Origin of the sequence: Marinagarivorans algicola, assembly GCF_001292705.1 — a bacterium.
GTDB classification, from domain to species: Bacteria; Pseudomonadota; Gammaproteobacteria; order Pseudomonadales; family Cellvibrionaceae; genus Marinagarivorans; species Marinagarivorans algicola.
Window position 1 is genome coordinate 61,672 of record NZ_LGAK01000017.1, and the last position, 22,564, is coordinate 84,235.

At 45.5% G+C, this 22,564-nt stretch carries 20 protein-coding genes; 13 read left to right on the top strand and 7 right to left on the bottom strand.

The genetic code is table 11. The features are described 5' to 3' along the window. Positions 1–62: 62 nt before the first annotated feature. Together AC438_RS07680 and AC438_RS07685 are read left to right on the top strand one after the other, a co-directional pair. Complete coding sequence (locus AC438_RS07680) at positions 63–338, top strand: HU family DNA-binding protein (protein ID WP_053980667.1); 276 nt, start codon at positions 63–65, stop codon at positions 336–338. Between the two features lie 210 nt (positions 339–548). After that, the gene (locus AC438_RS07685) at positions 549–2,414 is read left to right on the top strand and encodes a SurA N-terminal domain-containing protein (RefSeq protein ID WP_053980668.1); all 1,866 of its coding nucleotides are present in this window, start codon (positions 549–551) and stop codon (positions 2,412–2,414) included. Between the two features lie 209 nt (positions 2,415–2,623). On the opposite strand, the gene AC438_RS07690 is transcribed toward AC438_RS07685, so the two are convergent. Beyond that, a complete protein-coding gene (locus AC438_RS07690) occupies positions 2,624–3,439 on the bottom strand; it encodes a hypothetical protein (RefSeq protein ID WP_053980669.1) in 816 nt (271 codons plus the stop codon). A gap of 350 nt (positions 3,440–3,789) precedes the next feature. Between AC438_RS07690 and ndk the strand changes: the two genes are divergently transcribed. The 9 genes from ndk to der all read left to right on the top strand — a co-directional run bounded on the left by ndk (position 3,790) and on the right by der (position 13,977). Continuing rightward, positions 3,790–4,215, top strand: coding sequence for a nucleoside-diphosphate kinase (gene ndk / locus AC438_RS07695; RefSeq protein WP_053980670.1), 426 nt, complete (start codon positions 3,790–3,792; stop codon positions 4,213–4,215). Between the two features lie 50 nt (positions 4,216–4,265). Then, positions 4,266–5,426: a dual-specificity RNA methyltransferase RlmN gene (rlmN, locus tag AC438_RS07700; protein ID WP_156317032.1), complete on the top strand. Its 1,161-nt coding sequence runs from the start codon at positions 4,266–4,268 to the stop codon at positions 5,424–5,426. Positions 5,427–5,457: 31 nt separating this feature from the next. Beyond that, positions 5,458–6,219, top strand: coding sequence for a type IV pilus biogenesis/stability protein PilW (gene pilW, locus AC438_RS07705; protein WP_053980672.1), 762 nt, complete (start codon positions 5,458–5,460; stop codon positions 6,217–6,219). A 124-nt stretch (positions 6,220–6,343) separates the two neighbouring features. Next, on the top strand, positions 6,344–7,399 hold the full coding sequence (locus AC438_RS07710; protein WP_053980673.1) for a RodZ domain-containing protein: 1,056 nt from the start codon (positions 6,344–6,346) through the stop codon (positions 7,397–7,399). Between the two features lie 51 nt (positions 7,400–7,450). Beyond that, a complete protein-coding gene (gene ispG / locus AC438_RS07715; protein ID WP_053980674.1) occupies positions 7,451–8,563 on the top strand; it encodes a flavodoxin-dependent (E)-4-hydroxy-3-methylbut-2-enyl-diphosphate synthase in 1,113 nt (370 codons plus the stop codon). A 377-nt stretch (positions 8,564–8,940) separates the two neighbouring features. Then, positions 8,941–10,218 (top strand): histidine--tRNA ligase, encoded by a 1,278-nt coding sequence (gene hisS / locus AC438_RS07720; protein ID WP_082354026.1) that lies wholly within the window; start codon positions 8,941–8,943, stop codon positions 10,216–10,218. A gap of 54 nt (positions 10,219–10,272) precedes the next feature. Then, positions 10,273–11,010, top strand: coding sequence for a YfgM family protein (locus tag AC438_RS07725; RefSeq protein WP_053980676.1), 738 nt, complete (start codon positions 10,273–10,275; stop codon positions 11,008–11,010). Further along, positions 11,010–12,245, top strand: a complete 1,236-nt coding sequence (bamB, locus tag AC438_RS07730; protein ID WP_053980677.1) for an outer membrane protein assembly factor BamB — start codon at positions 11,010–11,012, stop codon at positions 12,243–12,245. Before AC438_RS07725 ends, bamB begins: the two co-directional genes overlap by 1 nt. Positions 12,246–12,399: 154 nt before the next feature. Continuing rightward, on the top strand, positions 12,400–13,977 hold the full coding sequence (gene der / locus AC438_RS07735) for a ribosome biogenesis GTPase Der (protein ID WP_082354027.1): 1,578 nt from the start codon (positions 12,400–12,402) through the stop codon (positions 13,975–13,977). Positions 13,978–14,095: 118 nt separating this feature from the next. Here der and AC438_RS07740 read toward each other — a convergent pair whose 3' ends face one another. Beyond that, on the bottom strand, positions 14,096–14,917 hold the full coding sequence (locus AC438_RS07740) for a putative RNA methyltransferase (protein WP_053980678.1): 822 nt from the start codon (positions 14,915–14,917) through the stop codon (positions 14,096–14,098). Beyond that, a complete protein-coding gene (locus tag AC438_RS07745; RefSeq protein ID WP_162230709.1) occupies positions 14,917–16,338 on the bottom strand; it encodes a M48 family metalloprotease in 1,422 nt (473 codons plus the stop codon). Before AC438_RS07745 ends, AC438_RS07740 begins: the two co-directional genes overlap by 1 nt. 627 nt (positions 16,339–16,965) lie before the next feature. Between AC438_RS07745 and AC438_RS07750 the strand changes: the two genes are divergently transcribed. Both AC438_RS07750 and AC438_RS07755 read left to right on the top strand, forming a co-directional pair. After that, positions 16,966–17,220 (top strand): sulfurtransferase TusA family protein, encoded by a 255-nt coding sequence (locus AC438_RS07750; protein WP_053980680.1) that lies wholly within the window; start codon positions 16,966–16,968, stop codon positions 17,218–17,220. A 60-nt stretch (positions 17,221–17,280) separates the two neighbouring features. Then, on the top strand, positions 17,281–18,384 hold the full coding sequence (locus AC438_RS07755) for an AI-2E family transporter (RefSeq protein ID WP_053980700.1): 1,104 nt from the start codon (positions 17,281–17,283) through the stop codon (positions 18,382–18,384). A gap of 299 nt (positions 18,385–18,683) precedes the next feature. On the opposite strand, the gene AC438_RS07760 is transcribed toward AC438_RS07755, so the two are convergent. From AC438_RS07760 to AC438_RS07775, 4 genes are all read right to left on the bottom strand, one after another. Then, a complete protein-coding gene (locus AC438_RS07760; RefSeq protein ID WP_053980681.1) occupies positions 18,684–19,307 on the bottom strand; it encodes a BON domain-containing protein in 624 nt (207 codons plus the stop codon). A 110-nt stretch (positions 19,308–19,417) separates the two neighbouring features. Then, positions 19,418–20,005 (bottom strand): SIS domain-containing protein, encoded by a 588-nt coding sequence (locus AC438_RS07765; RefSeq protein WP_053980682.1) that lies wholly within the window; start codon positions 20,003–20,005, stop codon positions 19,418–19,420. Between the two features lie 104 nt (positions 20,006–20,109). Beyond that, entirely contained in the window at positions 20,110–20,481 is a 372-nt protein-coding gene (locus AC438_RS07770) for a YraN family protein (protein ID WP_053980683.1), read from the bottom strand. 55 nt (positions 20,482–20,536) lie between these two features. Further along, positions 20,537–22,558, bottom strand: coding sequence for a penicillin-binding protein activator (locus tag AC438_RS07775; protein WP_053980684.1), 2,022 nt, complete (start codon positions 22,556–22,558; stop codon positions 20,537–20,539). Between the last annotated feature and the right edge of the window lie 6 nt (positions 22,559–22,564).

Below are 22,564 nucleotides of genomic sequence, written 5' to 3' on the forward strand. Positions count from 1 at the left end.
CATCTGCGCTGGAATAGTTTTTTAAAACACTTGCATCGAATAATAATAGAGGGGTTAGTTTCGTGAATAAATCTGAATTGGTTGACGCCATTGCTGCTTCGGCAGATATTTCTAAAGCCGCAGCGGGTCGTGCATTAGACGCAGTGACCGAATCGATCACTAATGCGCTAAAAGATGGTGATCAGGTGGCTTTAGTGGGTTTTGGTACTTTTTTAGTTAAAGAGCGTGCAGCGCGAACAGGGCGCAACCCGCAAACGGGTCAGCCTATTGAAATTGCGGCTGCCAACATTCCAACATTCAAGCCGGGCAAAGCGCTTAAAGATGCTGTGAATGGTTAACTGAACACGCTTTATAGAGCTTTACATTGCATTTTTAGAGGTTAGAAGTGCAATCTAGTAGCTTGTTATTTGTTCTGAGTTTGAATGGAATGTGACAATTGTTATTCGTTGTTGGGTTTGATAATTAGTCGAGCAAAAAGTTATTCAAAAGGCGCTAGTATCAGCGCCTTTTTTAATATGCGATTCGTGATGAGTCTGTAGGAGTGCATAATGCTGCAAAGCATGCGTGAAAATATGAAAGGCCCTACCGCTAAAATAGTAGTAGGTGTAGCTGTTGCTGCAATGGTTTTGTTTGGTGTTGAATCATTGTTTGTTAACTCAGTTGGCGGTAGCGAGGTTGCGACTGTCAATGGTGAGGACGTGAGCGAGATAGAGTTGTTGCGTGCTATCGAGCAGCAAAAAAATCGCTTGCGCCAGCAGTTTGATCTAGATGAAACCAGCGATATGCTGAATGATGATCGCTTGCGTACACCTGCATTGATGAATTTGGTGCGTCAAAAAGCACTGCATCATGCGGCTTCAGAGCAAGGTATGAATGTATCTCCGAGTATTGTTAAGGCGGAGCTTGCAAAGGCGTTTACTCGTGATGGTGAGTTTAACAAAGCACAGCTTAATAACTATATTGCAGCTTATGGCTACACGCCCGCCACCTTGGCACAATCTGAGGCTAATGCTTACGTACTGCGTCAGTTATTTAATGGCGTGAGCCAAACGGAGTTTGTTACTCAAGCCGAAATGGATGCTATGGCCGCTATTGCCGGTCAAAAGCGCAGCTTTGCGACGATTGAAATTTCACGTTCATTGGTTGAAGATAAGGTAACCGTCACAGATGAGGAGATTGCACAATACTATCAAGCCAATGAAGCGCAGTTTACCGAGCCTGAGAAGGTCGCTTTAGAGTATGTAGAAGTAACCATCGCTGATCTTGCTAAAACACAAAATGTGAGTGATAAAGAGCTAAAGGCTGAATACGATCGTGAGCAGCAAGAGTTTCAAGGCGGCACTGAGTATCGTGTTTCTCATATACTGATTGAAAGTGCGGATGATTCGGCAGCGAAAATCGCCGAGATTAGTGCCAAATTGAAAGAAGGCCAAGCATTTGCCGATTTAGCCAAAGAATACTCAGATGATTTAGGTTCTAAAGCCTTAGGTGGCGAGTTGGGTTTAATGGTTGAAGGTGCTTTCCCTGCTGAGTTTGAAGAAGCTGCTAAAGCACTCAGTGCCGGTAATGTATCGGCGCCTGTTGTTACGGATGCTGGTACGCATTTTATTCGCTTAGACGAAAAAGTTGTTGTTGAGCCTGAAAGCTTTGAATCACGCAAAGAAGCGTTGGCTGCTATGTTGCGCGAACAAAAAGCGAGTGTCGCATATTTGGAGAAAATTCAAGTACTGGAAGAGGTTTCTTTCGGTGCTTCTGATCTATCAGCTACGGCATCGGCCTTAGGCGTTCCCGTGAAGTCAACTGATCTATTTGCACGCGGTCGCGGTACTGGTATAGCAGCAAATACTGTCATTGCTAATGCTGCGTTTGCTGAGGATGTTTATGCGCAGGGGCAGAATAGCCAAGTGCTCGAGGTTGAAGGTTCACGGGCTTTTGTTGTACGTTTAAAGCAGAAGGTTCCTGCTACAGTTCAACCTTTAGAAGATGTAAAAGAAAGCATCACTCAGCAAATTACACAAACCAAAGTGATTAATGAGCTACAGACTTTGGCTGCGGATGTCGTGATAGCAATCGAAAAAGGCGAAAAGCCCGAAGTTGTTGCAGAAGAAGGCGAATATAGCTTTAATAACTATGAAGGCGTAGAGCGCAGCAACACTGATGTTGACTTTATGGTCTCCCGTGAAGCTTTTAGCCTGCCACGTCCAGATGCAAAGAGCCCCGCGGTGACGACAGTCAATGGTGCTGAAGGCCTGACGGTGGTAGTTTTGAGTGAAGTTGTTGACGGTGATGTTGACAATCTGCCGAAAGAGCAGCGCGACGCCATGGAGCAGCAATTGCGCAATCAATTAGCTTCTGGTGCTGTTGAGTCGTTTGAGAATCGTGTATTTGAAGGCGCCAAATATAAGCTCAAATAACTGATCAGTGTGTCAGTACTCAAAAACTCAAAAGCCGCATCCTAGCAATAGGCTGCGGCTTTTTTAGTTTTGGGTATTAGATATCAGTTTAGGTATTGGATGTTTGGGCTTGGCTAGATGAGTCTCTAGGATAATGTCAGGCGGCGCTTAGTGACTAACTTTTAGGTACTAATTTTGAGGTGCTAACTTTAGTTTTTTAGGCACTAACTTTAGTTATTGTAGGCCGCCACTGCTAAGTATTTCATGGTAGCTGGTTTGCCATCAATGTAGCCAGGAATAAATTGAGCACGCTCAAGGGCTTTGGTGAGTGTGTGAGAATACTTGCGATTGGCTGTATCTATGATATTCACATGCTGTGCTTTGCCCTTTTGGGTAATAGAGGCAGAGGCTCGAGTTATTGTATGGTTGTGCTTAAAGAAGGAGCCGCTTAGCTCGCCGGTAGCTTTAAGTGGTTCAAACCAGCCTTTAGAAACAAGCTCTTGAGGCTCGCTGTAGTTAACGCCTAGCTCAGCTTGTAATGAACCTAAATTGGGTATTAGCAACACAGAGTGTGCTGCGTCTTTATCGTGTTGATAGATAACGCGGTAATTCATTCTTACGGCAACATTTTTGCCATCAATGCTAGCAGGTATAAAGGTTAGTGTGTTCAGTGCCGCAACTATTTGTGTTTCTAAATGAGCCGTTTGATGCTTATCAAAACATGTAGTTGATAAGTTTTTACCTTCAGTGCTGATGGTGCTTTGGCAGTACACAGCGATATTCAGCGGCGGTTGCGGTAAATGCTTTGGCTGTATTCGACTCTCAATAGTATGACCATCAAAGTTGAACGTGGCAGGGGTCATGTGTGGCGAGCTGTTGTGCGTATCGAGAGTGCCGGTTGTTAAAGGTTTTGCTAGTGCAGGCATAGTAAGTGTCGATACAGAAAAGAGTGCGAATGCCAGCGTTAGGCAGGTGCCTTTAAATGGGTTGTTGGTGTTGTATTGAATGGTGGTTGAGGTATTGAGTTTTCGTGGGGTGCTGCTCATCGTGTTCTCCTGCGTCTACGCTTTATGCATAATGTATTTTTTATTATTGATCCGACTAGGTTACCAGTCGCTTACCACTTTTAAATGAAGTTTTTATGACATTTTTAGAATATTTTCTGTTATTTGTAGATATTGAGTGTTCTTTTTTTCTGTAAGCAGGAGGAGGGCTGGTTTGAATTGAGTGTTTGTGGCGTTTTCTTGAGCCGAAAGAGTATCATTTGAGCGCTATGTGATTTTGCAAGCTATTAGCGTGGCTCTCTCTTAGCACTTTGTAACAAAACACCGTATAATTCGGCAATTTTTGGCGCTAGCATATAGCTGGTGCTGTCAATCGTTATTTGGAGATGTCTATGTCTGTTGAACGTACCCTTTCAATCATTAAGCCTGATGCTGTTAGTCAAAACGTGATTGGTAAAATCTATACTTGTTTTGAAGAGGCTGGCTTAAAGTTGGTAGGTTCAAAAATGTTGTTTTTAAGTGCTGAGCAAGCGGGTGAGTTTTATGCTGAGCATAAAGAGCGCCCCTTTTTTGGTGAGCTCGTCGACTTTATGATTAGCGGACCTGTAGTAGTACAAGTACTTGAAGGTGAAGGCGCTATTGCTAAGCACCGCGAAATCATGGGCGCGACCAACCCAAAAGAAGCCGCTGCTGGCACTATCCGAGCGCAATTTGCCGAAGAAACTAGCCGTAATGCTGTTCATGGTAGTGACTCTGAAGCCTCTGCTGCGCGTGAAATCGCCTTTTTCTTTTCTGATAGTGAAGTGTTTAGCCGTTAAGGCAAGAAGGTTTTATGTCCTGTGGTACCCCTCTCGTAAATGATACTGCGATGAATCAAACTGAAGATGCTGTTGTTGCTGAGCCTGTTAACCTTATGGGGTTAAGTGAGGCGAAGCTGATTGCTTTTTTTGAAAGTATTGGTGAAAAGAAATTTAGAGCAACACAAGTTTTAAAGTGGATTCATCAGTTTGGCGTTATTGAATTTGACGAGATGAGTAATATCTCTAAGGTACTGCGCGAAAAGCTCAAAAAAATCGCCGTTATTCACCCGCCTCATGTGATCAAGCAGTGGGATAGTGTTGACGGCACACGGAAATTCCTGATTGAAGTTAGCGGGGGTAACGCGGTCGAAACGGTGTTTATCCCTGATGGTGAGCGTGGAACCTTGTGCGTTTCTTCTCAGGTAGGGTGTTCTTTGGATTGTAGCTTTTGTGCGACGGGGAAGCAGGGCTTTAACCGCGATTTAACATGTGCCGAAATTATTGGCCAAGTTTGGATCGCGGCTAAATCTTTTGGCCAGTTAGCCGAAAAAGGCCCACGTAAAGTGACTAACGTTGTAATGATGGGCATGGGGGAGCCGTTATTGAATTTTGATAATTCAGTAGATGCGATGAACCTCATGATGCATGACAACTGCTATGGTTTATCTAAACGCCGCGTGACTCTCAGCACGAGCGGTGTTGTGCCGATGCTCGATAAGTTAGGTGATTATACAGATGCTTGTTTGGCAATCTCTTTGCATGCTCCAAATGATGCGTTGCGTAACGAGTTGGTACCTATTAATAAAAAATACCCGATTGCCATGTTATTGGCATCCGCCGAACGCTATATCACAGGCTTGCCTGATAATCGTCGCAAAATTACGATTGAATATACATTAATTGATCATGTCAACGATCGCCCTGAGCATGCCGAAGAATTAGCGGTACTATTGAAAGATATACCCGTAAAAATTAACCTCATACCTTTCAACCCCTTTAATCTATCGAATTATAAAAGGGTGAGTAATAACGCCTTGCGCCGCTTTCAAACAATTTTAGTTGAAGCGGGCTATACAACAACCGTTCGAACAACGCGCGGAGAAGATATTGATGCCGCTTGTGGGCAGTTGGCCGGCGCGGTCAATGATAAAACCCGTCGTAGCGAGCGCTACGGCTTGCCTGGTGTGGTTTCTGAAGACGTTGTTAAAATTATGTCTCACTCTTCATAATTAAAGCGCAGACGACAATGGAGCTTCAACAATGCATAAAATAGTTTTAGCGATGTTCGTGTTTTTCTTAGCTGCTTGTGTTTCGACAGGCGGCGTTCATCAGGTCGATGCTGACCCTCGCAAGGCGCTGGATACGCGCATTGAGTTAGGTATGAAGTACCTTGACACGGGTAATCGTGATCAAGCTCTAAGGCAGTTTTTAGAGGTGCTCGACATTGATAGGAAAAACCCTGAAGCGTTAAAGGGGTTGGCATTGGTTCACCAAATGAATGGTGAAATAGCAGAGGCTGAAGCCGCCTTTAAAAAAAGCATTCGGTATGCCGATGACAGCATGATATCGTCGGCTGAGTTTAAATACGGTTTGTTTTTATCGCGGCAACAGCGCTATAAAGAAGCCATGGAGCAATTTGAATCTGTAGCAACAAATTTAGTCTTTCCTCAGCGCGCTGAGTCTTTATATTTTGTCGGGCGCTGTGCGCTTGCATTGGGTAATAAAGTGCGAGCAAAAGCGGCATTTACTCATTCACTAAATCTGCGTAAAAACTCAGCCTCGCCAGCGCTAGAATTAGCCGATTTGGCTTATCAAGAGCAAGATTATTCAATGGCTAAAAAATACTTAGATCGATTCAATCGATACTCTGAGCCCTCTGCAAGAAGTTTATGGCTGGGTATTCGTATTGATAGAACATTTGGTCATAAAGATAAAATGGCTAGCCAAGCTATGGCATTAAAGAATCTATTTGGGTATTCACGAGAGTATTTGCAGTATAAACAGCTGATTGAGAATAACTGATGATAAACACTCAAGTTGCACCGATGTCTGTTGCATCTATGATGTGCGCGATACCTCAGCACTGCTTAGCAGGCAGTGATTTTGATTACAGCAGTGCAACGTTATGGCTGGTGAGGAGTGTGCTATGAGCGCCAAAACACCGACTGAGACGACCACGGTGTCATCAATAAGCACTGAGCCAACACCGGGTCAGCAGTTAGCCGCGGCTAGGCAAGCTAAGGGTTTAACTTTAGCGCAAATTAGCCAGAGTACGCGTATTTTAGAATATCGCTTAGAAGCCATTGAACGAGATGATTATAGTGAAGTGGGAATATCATCCGCTTTTGTGATCGGTTATGTTAAGGCCTTTGCTGCGCAGGTCGATTTACCCTCTGCTCCTTTGATTGCTACGTTAGGGGTTTATTTTAAACAAAGGGAGATGGCTGAGCGCAGTGATAATCCAGCGCCAGTACGCGCTAAAAGCATTAATTTGGGGTCTTGGATTGCGAGTGGGTTGGCACTGATTGTTTTTTTGGGTTTAGGCCAGTGGTACATTACACAGCAGGCAAGAGAAACACTTGCGCGAGTGCCACCTGAACGTGCTCTTTCTCCAGCGTCAGAGGTAAACGATCACCGTACAAGTCGTGCGATTGAGAATGTGGCGGGCACCTCGTCTTCGGCTTTTGTGCGCACCAATATCAGTATGCTAGCGCAAGAGCAGCTACCACCGGCTTTGAGTGACAGCACGCCTAATATCAATGCCTCGGTTGGGCAGACCTTACCCGACGGCGAAGCAGCCAATCCTATGTCGAGCGAGCAGCCTGCACTCAAAAGTGAAGTAGAAATCGCACCTGACAAAATCGCCTTACGAGGCGGCGGTAGTGCTGACGCTGTGATAGACCCTACTAGCGCTCACAATACGGTGGCTAATCGCACACAATCACCGTCGACATTGCAGGGTAAAGATGAGTTAGTACTCACGTTTAGTGGCGAGTGCTGGCTTGAAGTTTTTGATGGTAACGGCGTGCGCTTAGTTGCCCGTTTAGCGAAAAGTAGTGAAAATATTGCACTGAAGGGGCTGGCCCCTTTTGATATTAAATTGGGTAATGCCCATTTTGCCAAGGTTAAAGTTAATGGTCGTGAGGTTGAGCTGTCGCCATCGCCAAACCGACGAGTATTACGTATACAAGTGGGGCCTTAGCGTAGGTGATTGGCGCCCATTAACTCGTAATTGTTAATAAATGAGCATGTTATGCACTGTGAATCTCCAATAGTTCGTCGCAAATCCCGCCAAATTATGGTGGGGAATGTACCTGTGGGTGGTGATGCGCCTATTAGTGTGCAAAGTATGACCAATACAGAAACCTGTGATATTGCTGCGACCATTGATCAAATATCACGTATTCAAAAGGCCGGCGCTGACATTGTACGTGTGTCTGTGCCGAGCATGGAAGCTGCCGAAGCTTTTGGTCAAATTCGTCAACAGGTGAATATTCCTTTAGTTGCTGATATACATTTTGATTATCGCATCGCGCTGCGAGTAGCCGACTTGGGGGTAGATTGTTTGCGCATTAACCCAGGCAATATTGGTCGTGAAAAGCGTATCCAGGCTGTTGTTGATAAAGCACGAGATTTAAATATTCCTATTCGTATAGGCGTTAATGCGGGCTCTTTAGAAAAGGATATTCAAAAAAAATATGGTGAACCCACACCGCAAGCATTGGTTGAGTCGGCACTGCGTCATGTCGATATTTTACAAAAATTCAACTTTGACAACTTTAAAGTGAGCGTCAAAGCAAGCGATGTTTTTATGGCTGTTGAAGCTTATCGGCTACTCGCCAAAGAAATAGAGCAGCCTTTGCATTTAGGCATCACTGAAGCCGGTGGCTTGCGATCGGGTACCGTTAAGTCGGCGGTTGGTTTGGGTATGCTGCTAATGGATGGTATCGGCGATACGCTGCGCGTGTCTTTAGCAGCAGACCCCGTTGAAGAGGTTAAAGTTGGCTGGGATATTCTTAAAAGCTTAAAACTGCGCAGTAAAGGTGTGAACTTCATCGCGTGCCCAAGCTGTTCTAGGCAAAATTTTGATGTTATTAAGACTGTTAATGAGCTTGAAAATCGTTTAGAAGATATAGAGACTTCATTAGATGTCGCGATTATTGGGTGTGTAGTTAATGGCCCTGGCGAAGCAAAAGAGGCGGATGTTGGCTTAGCGGGTGGCTCACCGCGCAATTTGGTTTACAAAGATGGCGAACCCAATACAAAAATGAGTAATGACACACTCATTGATGACCTAGAGACAATGATTCGACAAAAAGCGCTAGAAAAGGCTAAGCAAGACGCCAATCTTATCGCTAAAGAGTAACCGTTTTGACTAAACCTAAATCAGCAACTTAAGCTTAGCTTTAGTGTGTCTTAGGTGAATAATTTTGTCGTTATTGAGTGCTGCTCAAAAATATCACCTTTATAGAGATCTGATGAATAGTGAGTGAGCACTTAAGCGCCGCGCCGGTCTTGCCTGACGATTGATGGTAAGGCTGAGGTTTGGCGTAGAGATAGGTGTAGGAATAGGCAAATAGGCTGTGGTAACACTAAATCGCAGCTGGCTGAGCCATTTAATGTGCTTTGCTTGCGCTCATTGTTTACTTCTTCTCAATAGGGGCATCATTTTTAGGCATGATTGTTAAACCATACATTTAAATACCCTGCCGTGCGGGGTATTGTTGATTGATAGGAATACCCTTGAAAAAGATACAATCCGTAAAAGGAATGAATGATTTATTACCGAGTGACTCACCACTGTGGCAACACGTTGAGGCAATAGTGAGTGATCTACTCATCCGTTATGGTTATGGCGAAATTCGCTTCCCTATTGTAGAGAGCACAGATTTATTTAAACGAGGTATTGGTGAAGCGACCGATATCATCGAAAAAGAAATGTACACCTTTAGTGACCGCAATGGCGATAGCCTGAGTATGCGGCCAGAGGGGACAGCAAGCTGTGTTAGAGCGTGTGAACAACATGGGTTACTGTATAATCAGACGCAGCGCTTATGGTATCAAGGCCCAATGTTTCGCTACGAGCGCCCACAAAAAGGTCGTTTGCGCCAGTTTCACCAAATTGGCATAGAGACGTTTGGGTTTTCAGGCGCTGATATTGAGGCGGAGCTTTTATGTTTAACTGCTCGCTTGTGGCGTGAGCTGGGTATTAGTGAGTACGTGACACTACAAATTAACTCATTGGGCACCAGCGAAGCACGCCAGCAATACCGCGACGCGCTGGTAACATACCTTGAGCAGCGCAAAGAAGAGTTAGATGCTGATAGTCAGCGCAGGTTAACCACTAACCCTCTACGCATTCTGGATAGTAAAGTACCGGCAACACAAGCGTTATTGAACGATGCGCCAGTGCTCAGTGATTACCTATCCGATGAATCAAAGGCGCACTTTGAGGAGCTAACCTGCTTATTAACCGCGGCGGGCATTGCTTATGAGCTTAACCCTCGCTTAGTGCGTGGGCTCGATTACTACAGTAATACCGTATTTGAGTGGGTAACCACGCATTTGGGTGCTCAAGGTACCGTATGCGCGGGTGGGCGTTATGACTCATTAGTTGAGCAGTTAGGCGGCAGACCTACTCCTGCGTTTGGCTGTGCGATGGGTATTGAGCGTTTAGTTCTATTACTCACGGAACTCAACGCGGTGCCGAGTGGTCTTGATCAACCGGTTGATATTTATGTGGCAGCCGTTGGCGATGTGAAGGCTAAAGCGTTTGCACTTGCTGAGCAAGTACGCGATGCTATGCCGTTTTTGCGTGTACAAAGCCATTGCGGTGGTGGTAGCTTTAAAAATCAACTTAAACGTGCCGATAAAACTGGTGCAACAGTGGCACTCATTTTAGGCGAAATAGAGGCCGCTAACGAGCAAGTTACGATTAAGCATCTGCGTACTGATGCAGAGCAACAAACCGTGATGCAAACAGAATTAATCAGTAAACTGCAAGCGGCTTTTGAGCTGTAGTTTATTAACCTTACAACACCACAGATAAAAGCAATTACAAATTAGGAGAGCCGTGTGTCTGATTATTTAACTGAAGAAGAGCAAATTGAAGCGTTCAAGCGCTGGTGGAAACAAAACGGTGCACTGACTATCGGCGCAGTTGTATTGGCCAGTGCAGGTTATTTTGGTTTCGGTGCTTACGAAAGCGCACAAGAAAAAGCCGCACAAGCTAACTCTGCACTCTATGATGAACTTGTCACAACGGTAACAGCGGGTGATGATGCTGCATTAACAGCAGCGCAGCAACAAGCATTAACCGCTGCTGCGGATAAAGTCTTAGCCGCTGATAGCACCGGTTTATATGCCGACCTTGCTCACTTTCACCTAGCAAAAGCGGCTGTGGATACAGGGGATTATACCAAGGCGCAAAAAGAGCTTGAAGCTGTGATCAACAACAGTAAAACAGATTCTTCAATCGATTTGGCTACTTTGCGTTTAGCCCGTGTTAAAGCCGCAACTGGCGATACTGACGGTGCTCTAGCGCTAGTAGCTCGGGCACCTTCCGATGCTTTTACTGCTAGCTATGCCGAGGTGCGCGGTGATATTCTACAAGGTTTGGGCCGTTTAGATGAAGCCTATACTGCGTATGATAGTGCTGTGAGCGCATTAGAAAAGCAGGAGTCAAATGGCGGTATGCGCGCTAACATCCTCAAGTTTAAAATGGATAATGTATCCGTTGCTAGCACAGCTCCTGTATTACCGAGCATTAATCCTCATGGGGTTAACCCACACGCTATGCCAGAGGGCAAGTAATGCCTGATCTTTGTTGTTTGGCGCGCAAACTAAAAATACTGGCGTGCTTTGTCTTTTTACCAACCGTTTTACTGGCAGGCTGTGCAGCGAAAGATGCCGCTTTGGTTCCTGCTGAATTAGTGGCTTTTGAATCGACTGCACATATTAAAACCGCTTGGCATTCATCGCTCGATGGCAATGCTCGCAGCACAGGAATTGGCCCGTTTAAGTCGGGTCGTGTGTACAGCCGACCATTATTTGGTGGGGGTAATTATGAGCGCTTCTATTTAGCACTACAAGACGACACATTATTTGCCGTCACTAAAAAAGGGCGTGTATTTGCTGTTAACAAAAAAAACGGTAAGCGCTTATGGCGCGTCGATTTGAAGCGTGAAATCAGTGCGGGCATTAGTTTGCAAGGCAACACGTTATTTGTGGCCACTATTAAAGGGCAGGTGTTGGCGTTATCGGCTGATGACGGCAAAGTGCTGTGGACGGCACAGGCGACAACGGAAGTTATTGCTCCGCCACAAAGTAATGGTCGCGAAGTACTTGTAAGCGCCATTGATGGCCGTTTATTTGCCTTTAATGCAGACACTGGCGAGAAACTGTGGAATTACGACCACCCTCAACCATTGTTAACATTTCGCTCGCAGGCATCGCCCTTGCTCGTTGGTAGGCAAGCCTTTATTGCCTTTGATAACGGACAGCTATTGAGCTTTGGCACTCGCAACGGTGATTTAAAATGGGCAACACGTGTTAGTCAACCACAAGGTATTACGGAATTAGAGCGTGCTGTTGACTTGGATGTTACCCCGGTTGCCGATGGACCCTTTATTTATGCGGCTGGTGCTAATGGCCGTATTGTGGCGGTCACTAAAGGTACGGGTAAAATATCATGGGCTGAAGATGCCAGTATTTTTAACGAGCTATCACTAAATGATGACGCAGTATTTTATGTTGATGAAAATAGCCATGTCTTTTCTCGTCGTTTAAGCTCGGGTACTAAGACGTGGGAGAGTGATGTTTTACACCGTCGTGGCGTTGGCTCGCCGAGCGTGGTGGGTGAATTTTTAGCAATGATTGATAGCTATAATATGCTGCAAGTATTAGATGCACAAACGGGTAAGTTGGCTGCACGTAGGCCTTTACTTGGCAATGGTTATGCATCGCCATTGCTGGTAGATGGCGATACCATTTATACCTTGAGTAATAATGGTTCCTTAAGCGCTTATCGTATTATCGCTAAAAAGTAAGCTGACCGGGCTCTTTTTAAAACCTCTGCTATTGCGGGGGTTTTGTTGTTTATGAATGTTGGGCTTTTAAAAATAGCCAGTATTCCATTTGTTTTATTGACTGTGTTTGGCTTTGAGGTTTTATACCTTTTAGCAAACCAATTTGGTTAACTTTATGATTCCTGTAATTGCTCTTGTTGGGCGCCCTAATGTGGGTAAATCCACGCTCTTCAACCGCTTAACAAAGTCGCGTGATGCGTTAGTGGCTAACTATGCTGGGTTAACACGCGACCGAAAGTATGGCGAGGCTGTGTACGATGAGCAGCGCTATATTGTGATCGATACTGGCGGCTTAAGTGGTGATGAGGACGGCATTGATGCTGCTATGGCCGATCAATCGCGCTTGGCCATAGAAGAAGCCGATTTAGTCGTATTTATGGTGGATAGTCGAGCAGGATTAACCGCCGGTGATGAGCAAATTGCACAATTTTTGCGCCTGCGTGATAAGCCAATTTTATTAGTGGCCAATAAAATTGATGGACAAAATCACGATGTGGTAACGGCGGCCTTCTTTGAATTAGGATTGGGAGATGTGCACGGTATTGCGGCGGCACATGGCCGTGGTGTAAACCAGCTACTCGAAGGTATCTTTAAGCAACTCCCTACTGTCGAGATGCCCGAAGAGCCAGATTCCCCTAGTGGTGAAGCCGGTATTAAAATCGCGGTTGTTGGACGCCCAAATGTGGGAAAGTCGACACTCGTTAATCGCATGCTTGGTGAAGACCGTGTCGTGGTCTACGATATGCCGGGTACAACGCGCGATAGCGTGTACATTAATTACGAGCGCTTTGGTCAGCATTATACGTTAATCGATACTGCAGGTATTCGCCGTCGCAAAAACATTAACTTAGCGGTAGAGAAATTCTCTATTGTTAAAACGTTGCAGGCCATTGGTGATGCGAATGTGGTTGTGCTAATGATTGATGCTGCCGAAGGTGTGGTCGATCAAGACCTGCACTTAATGGGGCAGGTGATTGATGCCGGGCGCGCCTTGGTCGTTGGGCTCAATAAATGGGACGGCCTAGAGCAAGAACATAAGAGCTATGTCAAAAGTGAACTTGAGCGCAAATTACGTTTTATTGATTTTGCTGACTTTCATTTTATTTCGGCGTTACATGGCACCGGCGTAGGGCATTTGTATGAGTCTATCGAAAAAGCTTATCATTCAGCCACTGATAAACTCTCAACCAATTATTTAACGCGTATATTAGAGGGGGCGATTGCCACGCATCAGCCACCGATGATTAATAATCGACGTATTAAATTGCGTTATGCGCATCCTGGTGGCAGTAACCCTCCTATTATTGTTATCCACGGTAATCAAACCGAGTCGGTTCCTGCGCATTATAAAAAGTACTTAGAAAAGGCTTTTCGCAAAGCCCTAGATTTGCATGGTACGCCCGTGCGTTTACAGTTTAAATCGACCGAAAACCCTTATGAGGGTCGTAAAAATAAACTGACTCAGCAGCAGCAAGTAGCCAAAAAGCGCAAGATAGCCTCAATGGCAAACAAGCGAATGAAAGGCGCGCCTAAGGTGGCATCAAAAGGCGCGGGCAGTCCTTCGGTTGCAGGTAAAAAGGTGACTCTGGGTACAAAGGCGGTTATCGGGAAAAAAGCTGCTTCCACTAAAAAGGTGGCACCTGCAACAAAAAAGGCCGTGCCAGGCAAAAAGAATACGTCTAAAAAGCGCTAATAACATATAGCGCTGCGGTGTTTTAGAGTTGGCTTGCAAAGTACTCATGTTGCTTGCATGTAAAGTACTCGTGTTAGTTTATGTAAAGAGCTAGTGCTGGCTGTGTTGAATCGATAGGTTACAGGCGTTTATAGCGGCTGATTTCAAAAGCGAGCGGCGTTGATAGCGTCGCTCGCTTTTTTATGGCGGCTTGTTTTTCTTCGCTAGTGCTCCAAAAGTAGGGAGTCATAGTAAGCAACTGATAAATTGAGGCTCCCTCGATTGTCGCGTTTTGTTCGATAATGGTGCTGCCGAGTCGTTCAAAACTGGGGTGGCCTTCTAGGGTTCTAAAGCCGTTGGCATGTGGTTTAAATTCATCGTAAATACTCTCGGCAAGGCCTTTTAAGTGATTTTTAGCGGGACCAACAATAATTAGTTGACCTCCGGGCTTAAGCACGCGTGCGGTTTCTGGTGGGTCGACCGGTGAAAAGACACTGACCGCGCAATCAAAGTTTTGTGTCATAAAGGGCAGGTCATAGGCGCTTGCAACAGCTAATTGCGTGTAAGCGGGTGCGTTATTACTTTTTCGTTTTGCCGCTAAGCGTACGCCGCCTTTAGCAATATCAATACCGGCTAATTGTGCGCGAGGGTAGTGCTGCTTAATTTGGTGGCCATAAAACCCCTCACCACAGCCAATATCTAATAAAGTTTGGTCGTTGGCGTTATCTAAGATGGCAACTAGTGCATCCACTAAAAACTGGTAATAGCCTTGATTTAAAAAAGCTTGCCGACAAGCCATCATGGTGTTGTCGTCGCCAGGATTTTTACTCCGTTTATGTTGCGCGAGTAATAAGTTGGTGTAGCCCTCTTTAGCAATATCAAAACAGTGATTATTGCTGCAACGGTAAGTGTTTTGGGTAGGAATTAGCGCCTGCTGGCAAGAGGGGCATTTTAATATCATTATATTCTTTCTTGTTTTAATTTACGGACATAGGCTAGGCGCTCTTCTAAACGAGCTTTCACAGACTTTTTTTCACCGGCTAAATTGAGAGCGTTGCGTAGTTGAATTTCTGCTTTTTCGTAGCGACCTAATAAAATAAAATATTCTGCACGAGCCTTATGGACTTCGAAAATATGCCCTGCTAAGCCGTGGGTTTCGGCTAAAAGGTACCAAACATAAGCATTTTCGGGGTGACGTTTGACGTGTGCTTGCAGTACCGATTCTCCGAGTTCGTATTGCGTCGCTTCCATCAGTACTTCGGCATAGCGGATATTTAATATGTGATTGTTCGGGGTGATAGCCAGTTCTTTTTTGAGAATTTCTAAGGCTAAATCAAAGCGCTCGTCAGCGGCATAAATATCAGCTTTTGTTATGCGTACCGCCAGTAAGTGATTATAGTTTTTAGCCAGTAATTCAAATTCTTTGATAGCATCATCGGGTCTGTTAGCATGAATCAACGCGTGCACTAACCCATAGCGGGCCGCTAATGGTGATAGCGTGATGCCGTTTAATTCGCTGGTAAAACGCTTCACAGCAAATTGAGCGCTAGACTCGTGGTGTAAAATGGCACGAGCTTTGAGTATTTGAAAGTTTTGATCTTGCGGATACTGCTTGACGGGGTAGTTTCGGCTACGGTTTGAGGCGTCGCTAATCCGGCTTTCGGTAACGGGATGAGTCAGTAAAAACTCAGGTATTTTGGCGCGATAGCGTGAAGCTCTAAGTAGTTGTTCAAACATATCTGGCATGGCGTGCGGATCATAGCCGGCACTCGCCATGGTTTCTATGCCTACACGATCCGCTTCGCGCTCCATATCGCGGCTAAAAGCCAGTGCATTACTCATTTGACGACCCTGTGCGGCAGTCATTGCTGCGATACCGGCATCGGCATTACCTGAGGCCATGATAAGTACGCTTGCCAGCATAGAGGCCCAATTGAGCGGCGCTTGGCTCTTTTGGTATGCCACGCGCCGAGCGTAATGACGTTGGCTGAGGTGAGCGAGTTCATGGGCTAAAATAGAGGCCAATTGTTGCTCGTTTTGAGCAATTAAAAAAGTGCCGGTATTAACACCAACAATACCTCCCGGTGCGGCAAAAGCATTGAGGTTACGGTCATTGATCACAAGGAGTGACAGTGGACGATCGGGTAACCCGCTATGCACTAGCATGTTGTCGAGTAAATTATCGAGATAAGCTTCGAAGTAGGGGTCTTGGGCAAGCGGAAAATAGGCACGATATTGCCTGAGTGCTTTGCGGCCTAAGTCATATTCTTGTGATGGTGAAATGAGCCCTGCACTATTTTCACCTATACTGGGCAGTTCAACATTCGCGTTAACTATAGATGCTGTACTCCCTGCAAACAAAGCAAGGCACGAAATTAACACAGTTGTTAACCTGTGGTAAATCACGAGTAGCACGGCAGATGAGTGCGGAAAATTTTTGAGTAAGTATAGCGACATGTCAATCTCTAACGGTTCAATAAGCAGGTAGTAAGGCCAACATAGACTCAGCGCGCGCGCGCAAGTTGCATTTTAAGGGTAAACACATCAATTGTACGCTCTAGGTTGTGTTGTGGTTAACGGCTACGTTCTCCACTGAGCTGTCCAACCCGTTGTAACAAAGACAAGCTATATAGCAATACAGGAGTGTAAAATACTGTACTGCCAAAAAATGACGATATCGCAGTCATATAATACGCTTTTCAATAACCAGTGATTGACTATTTACAGGTACTGCGATGGTGCGAGTGAAGCATGTGCTGAGTACCGATAAAGTCGGTTTGGCGACCTTGTCGGTACTCAGCGTCTAGATCATGCTTAACAATTATACCGTGATCATGCCTTGACCGGTTAAACCGATCTACGGTGAAGTTTGAGAACCCGTCGTATGAAAGCGCCTTAGAGGTTACAATTGGTAACGGTGAGTAGTAACAGCGCCACCAAGAGCTGGTTTATGGGCAGCGAGCTCTGCATAGACAAAATGCCCAACAACGCCTTGATTAGATAAAATACATGATGGATACAACAGATACCACCTATGCGGTGGATGCAAAAGGGCTTAGCTGCCCGATGCCATTATTAAAAGCAAAGCTAGCACTGAATCGTTGCGCCGTGGGTGACACCGTGTGCGTACAAGCAACCGATGGTGGCTCTGTGCGTGATTTTCGCGCATTTACTGAGCTGTCATCGCATATACTGCTGCGCTTTAGCGAATGTACCGATGATAATGGACAGCTTTATTACGAGTATATTTTGCAAAAGGGCTAAATGTATTAGCCGTTTGTTTTGTATGGTTTGATTTTTGTATTACAGCTTGAGAGCAGTAGCATGATAAAAATATTTGAACGTTGGGTCGATCGTTATTTTACTGACGAAGAAGCTATATTAATTGCTGTCTTATTGGTATCGAGCGTTGTGGTGCTGGTAACACTCGGTGTGGTATTGGCGCCTATGATTGCAGCTATTATCATTGCATTCTTATTACAAGGAGTTGTGGGCAAGCTTGAGCAAGGAGGGGTACCGCATATTGCGGCGGTCAGCGTGGCCTTTTTATTGTTAGTGGGCTCTATAGTGCTGATTTTTTTGGTATTGCTCCCCTCGATGTGGTCACAGATCATTAACTTAGCCGGTGAAGCACCTAAAATGCTCAAGCAAACCCAGCATGTTTTATTAGAGCTGCCCGAGCGCTACCCAGACTTGCTTGCCAAAGAACAAATGAATCAACTGGTTGCCGCTGCGAGTGCTGAGCTTGGCGGTGCGGCTCAAAAAGTATTAACTTTTTCTATTGCTCAATTGCCGATTTTATTTGGTGTTTTGATTTACTTGGTGTTGGTACCTATTTTGGTATTCTTTTTTTTAAAAGATGGTGCCGCCATGATTGACTGGGTTGGCAGTCGTTTACCTAATAAGCGACCGCTTATGCAGCAGATATGGAGTGAAATGAACCAGCAAATTGCTAACTATGTGCGCGGTAAAGTAATGGAAATCATTATTGTTGCTGGCGTGTCGGGGATTGTTTTTAGTGTATTAGGGATTAACTACGCTTTGTTACTAGCGGTTATTGTTGGATTGTCTGTTTTAATCCCCTATATTGGCGCTGCTGTGGCGACTATTCCGGTGGCTTTAATTGGCTTTTTTCAGTGGGGCTTGAGCACCGACTTTATGTACTTAATGCTGGCCTATGGCGTTATTCAGGGGTTAGATGGCAATGTATTAGTGCCCTTATTATTTTCTGAGGCGGTTAAAATGCACCCTGTGGCCATTGTGCTTGCGGTACTAGTTTTTGGGGGTATTTGGGGATTTTGGGGTGTCTTTTTTGCCATTCCGCTAGCAACACTTGTTAAGGCAGTACTCACGGCATGGCCGACAGCTAAAACCGAGCTGAGTGGTCAAAATATCGAGCAAGCATCTATAGTACTCAAGGAGCCTTAAGCTGGTAGGCTCTATAGCTTGGGCTTTTAGGAAACACCTTGTTGTAACGCGCGCTCACTGTAAGCTACTCGAGTATAGGCGTACCTCAGACCTTCAATATTTTGAACTATTCAGTCAAGCTAACAAGCCTCAATTGATAGAGGCTGATGGATTATTTTCGGGGTATTTAATGCCGGGAGCGCTTATATAGCGCCCATGGGTGGTTTGAGCAGCCCAAGCAATGACTCATGAGCGCAAATTGAGGAACCTCTGAATAGTGATATGCTTTTTAGGGGTTGATAATATCTTGTACTCTATGGCTAAAAAGGTGCACGCTCGTGTTCGGGGACTAGTTCTACTGCACGTACAACCTTGGTGACACCCTCAGAGGTACTGGCAATATCAGAGACTTGACGTGCTTCGCTTTCAGTTAATAGTCCCATAATGTACACGACGCGATTCTCGACAACGATTTTGACGCGATTGGCTTCAATAACCTGACTATTAATAATTTTGGTTTTAATTTTAGTGCCTAGCCAACTATCGTAAGTACGTGAATAAATAGTGGCTTTACTGGCTACGGTTAATTGGTTATGCACTAAGCGCACGGCACTAATATCACGCGCGGTTTTGCCTGCTAGCTCTCGTAATCGCTCAGAAGGCACTTCGCCAGTTAGCAAAACAACACCGTTGTAACTTAAAAAATTGATATTTGCTTTTTCAAAGGCCGGGTCGGCTTTAGTGAGGTTGACCTTTAAAAACGTCGTAATTTGCTTGTCATCAATAGTCTCACCCCGAGAGCGCTGGCCTGGGTCTTGATGTATGGGGCCTTTATGTGCGGCTGCCAAAAAACTAGAACAGCCAGTACTGAGTATCATGGAGCTACTAAATAAACCATAAAAAGCTCCGACAGTGACCATTTTAGTGAGCTGTGATTTTGTCATAATGCCTTATTCAATCAAGTAGAGTTGTGAAAGATGAGGGTTGCCATACCCTTGACGCCCATTGCGCGTGTGTATGACAGTGTTGTTTTATATTTGTGCCGCCATTGGGTTTATTCTATTCCAAATAGGTGATGGTCGATTAAGTCACACAGGCAGTAAATAGTCAGTAAATGAATTTCATGAATTCTGCCGCGCGAATCGATGTCGGCGCGTAGCTCGATATCTTGTGTGTCAAGTAAGCTTGCAATATCACCGCCGTCTCTACCGGTTAAGGCTACCACATTTAAGCCGCGATCATGTGCGGTGGTTACAGCTTGTATCAGGTTCGAGGCATTACCACTGGTTGTAATTAATACGAGGGTGTCACCTTCGCTGCCTAGGGCGCGAATGGGCTTGGCGTACACCTCGTTATAATGTGCCGGAGTTACCATGGCGGTATAACTGGCCATATTACTCCCAAGCCAAATAGCTGGCAGGCTGGGGCGCTCTTTTTCGTAGCGATCAATTAAGGCTCCACTAAACATTTGTGCTAAAGCAGAAGATGGGCCATTGCCACAAATAAGAATTTTGCCTTCATGTAATAAGGTTTGTACAAGTATTTCGGCGGCTTGCTCTATGCGCGGTGCTAGTGTTTCGCCCACATTCATTTTGGCTTCTATGCTCGCTTGGAACAGTTCATATACACGTTGTGCTGACATAGTGACTTCGCAGTATGGTTAATGTGGGTGATCTAATTGTTTTGCGGGTATGATTATATCGTGTGTGGCGCCAAATTTTAACTCTCCTATTAATAGCGCCGCTTTTAGCATTCAAAGGCATGGGTAAACCACTCAATGCTGTCGGTATTGAGGTTGGTAATACCCACAACATCAAAGCGCATGGCATCACGACTACTGATGTTATGGCTAGCGATATAGTGCTGCGTGGCTAAAATTAATTTACGCTGTTTACTCGCGGTCACCCATTCGGCAGGTGTGCCAAAGAGGGTGTTTTTGCGGTTTTTAACTTCGACAAATACCCATTGTTTTTTGTCTTTAAAAATGAGATCTATCTCGCCTTGAGGGCAGCGGTAGTTTTGTGTAACAAATACTAGCCCTTGCTGCTGTAAAAAAATTTTAGCTATATACTCGGCTTGAGCGCCAATTTTTTGAGTATCTGCTTGTTGTCTATCCATGACGGCTTGGTCCTTTATTGATTAGCGCTGTTGTATATATCGACTGGCCGTACCTTTAAGGCTGCGTGCGCTGCTGAGTACTGATTAATGCTTGTGCTTTGCCGCGTTTAAATTGGGCCCACTGCTGCTTACGCAAAAATTGGCGATAGCGATTAAGGCTTAATACACCCGTTTGACCCCAGAAATTGGCGTGGCTTGCGCTGCCGAGTTGCCCTAAACGAGGGAATAAATAATACGCATCTACGCCAAGGGCGTACAGGCGTTGGCTACGTGCATTGAGTGTAGCGGTGTTTAAAATGGTGGTTTTTTCGGGGGTATCTTGAAAAAACCAAGGCAAGTGACTAAACATAATACCGTTGAGATCACTTTCATTTCTGTTCGGTTCTCCTTCATAAATACTGCTGGTACTGTAAATAGGTAAGTCGCCAGCATAGTGGAACGCAAGCAAAGGTTTAATTTGTCGGCCTTCGCGCGGTTGTGCAACCAAAAAAATCATGTCTAAATCTTGACGTCGGCGCGGCTCAAATTCAAACGAGCCCACAATACTTCGCAAATCACGGGCGCGGGCTTTACTGCCATTGAGGTGCATAGCGTCTTCAATAATTTTTGAGAGCTCGAGCTCGTTGCTATAGCGTATCCCATCACTGACTGTTGCACCTAGAGCTTGCCATTGCTGGGTAAAAACTTGCGTGGCCCTATCACCTTGGCTGCCTGCTGGGGCAATAATCAGCGCATGGCGTTTGCCGTCTCGAAAGGCTTTTTCGGCTGCCTGTGCGGCTTCATCTTCAATGCCTAGCCCCAGCTGGAAGAGTTCGGTGGGGTAACTTTGTGATGCTTCTATCTGATTGAGCGCTAGTGTGGGTACCTCTAGTGCAGGGCGCATGGCGAGTTCGCTGATGTTTTCTTTGCTTAGTGGCCCAACGACGACTTGCGCTCCCTGGCTAACGGCAAAGTCGTAGTGCTCATTAATATCGCCGTGACTGACATCGTAAATATTGATTTCGGGTGTTTGCCCACCGGCTTGTTCATTGGCAAAATAAGCCGCCATAAAGCCATCGCGTATAGCCTCGGCAACAGGCTTAAGCTTGCCGCTGAGTGGAAGCATTAATGCAATGCGTTGAGGTTGGTTGTTAACCAAGTGCTGAATGAGTGCCAGGTCTGCAGGTAGGGGTTCGTTGGCTGGGTGGTTGGGCCACTGTTGCTGCCATGCAGTGAGAGCATCGTATTGCTGGTTAATGTTGCGCTGATTGTCTTTGTTGACGATGGCAAGTTCATACCAGCCTTGCGCACTTTGTGTGGTTGTGTGTGAACTGCTCAGTGCTTGTGTTTGCAGATCATTGGATGTTGCTTGTAGTTGCTGAATATCTTGCTCCATCAGCATCATCCAAATAAGCTCTTGGTTGATCTGCATAGTGCTTTGATCATTGGCTATGGCAGCATTATTGAGCATTGCATTGTGATCGACTCCTACTTTAGGGTCGCTGCTTGAGTCGGTATTGCGTGAGGGGCCATTAGAGGTCAGAGAGGAGCGCACTCTACGTGATGGTAATGCTGCCAATATGTGGCCGAGTATAATCCGCTCGCGAATGGCGAGTGTTGGCTCGTTGAGGTCATAGTAAAGGTCGGCACGCAATTCGTGTAATGCCACGATTTGAGTGTCATTAAGTGCACTTGAACTATTGTTATGTGAGGCTGAATACGACGCTAAAAGAGTGTCTAGTCTAGGCGCTTCTAATTGCCCTTTAGCGGCATAAATGTTACCTAATTTAACGAGTGCGCGGCTTTGAATTTCGCGCTGTTTGGCGTAGAGTGCGTCGCCCAAGTTTTGAGGGTTTAAGTTTTCGCATATCGCAAGGGCTCGCTCGGCTTCGCCAAGTGTCATAAACATCTCGGCGGCGGCAAGTTGTTGGCTTTGCCCAGCTGTGCCAGATTGCAATAAAGCATCAGCAAAAAGCTGCTCGGCAGTGGCGCTACTTGGGCGTACGGTACTGGGGGTATCGGGCTTGGTATTGGTGCTTTGACAGCCAGCTATTGCTAGGCCCGTAAGCAATAGGCCTGTCGCTAACGCTTTGTTCATTGAACT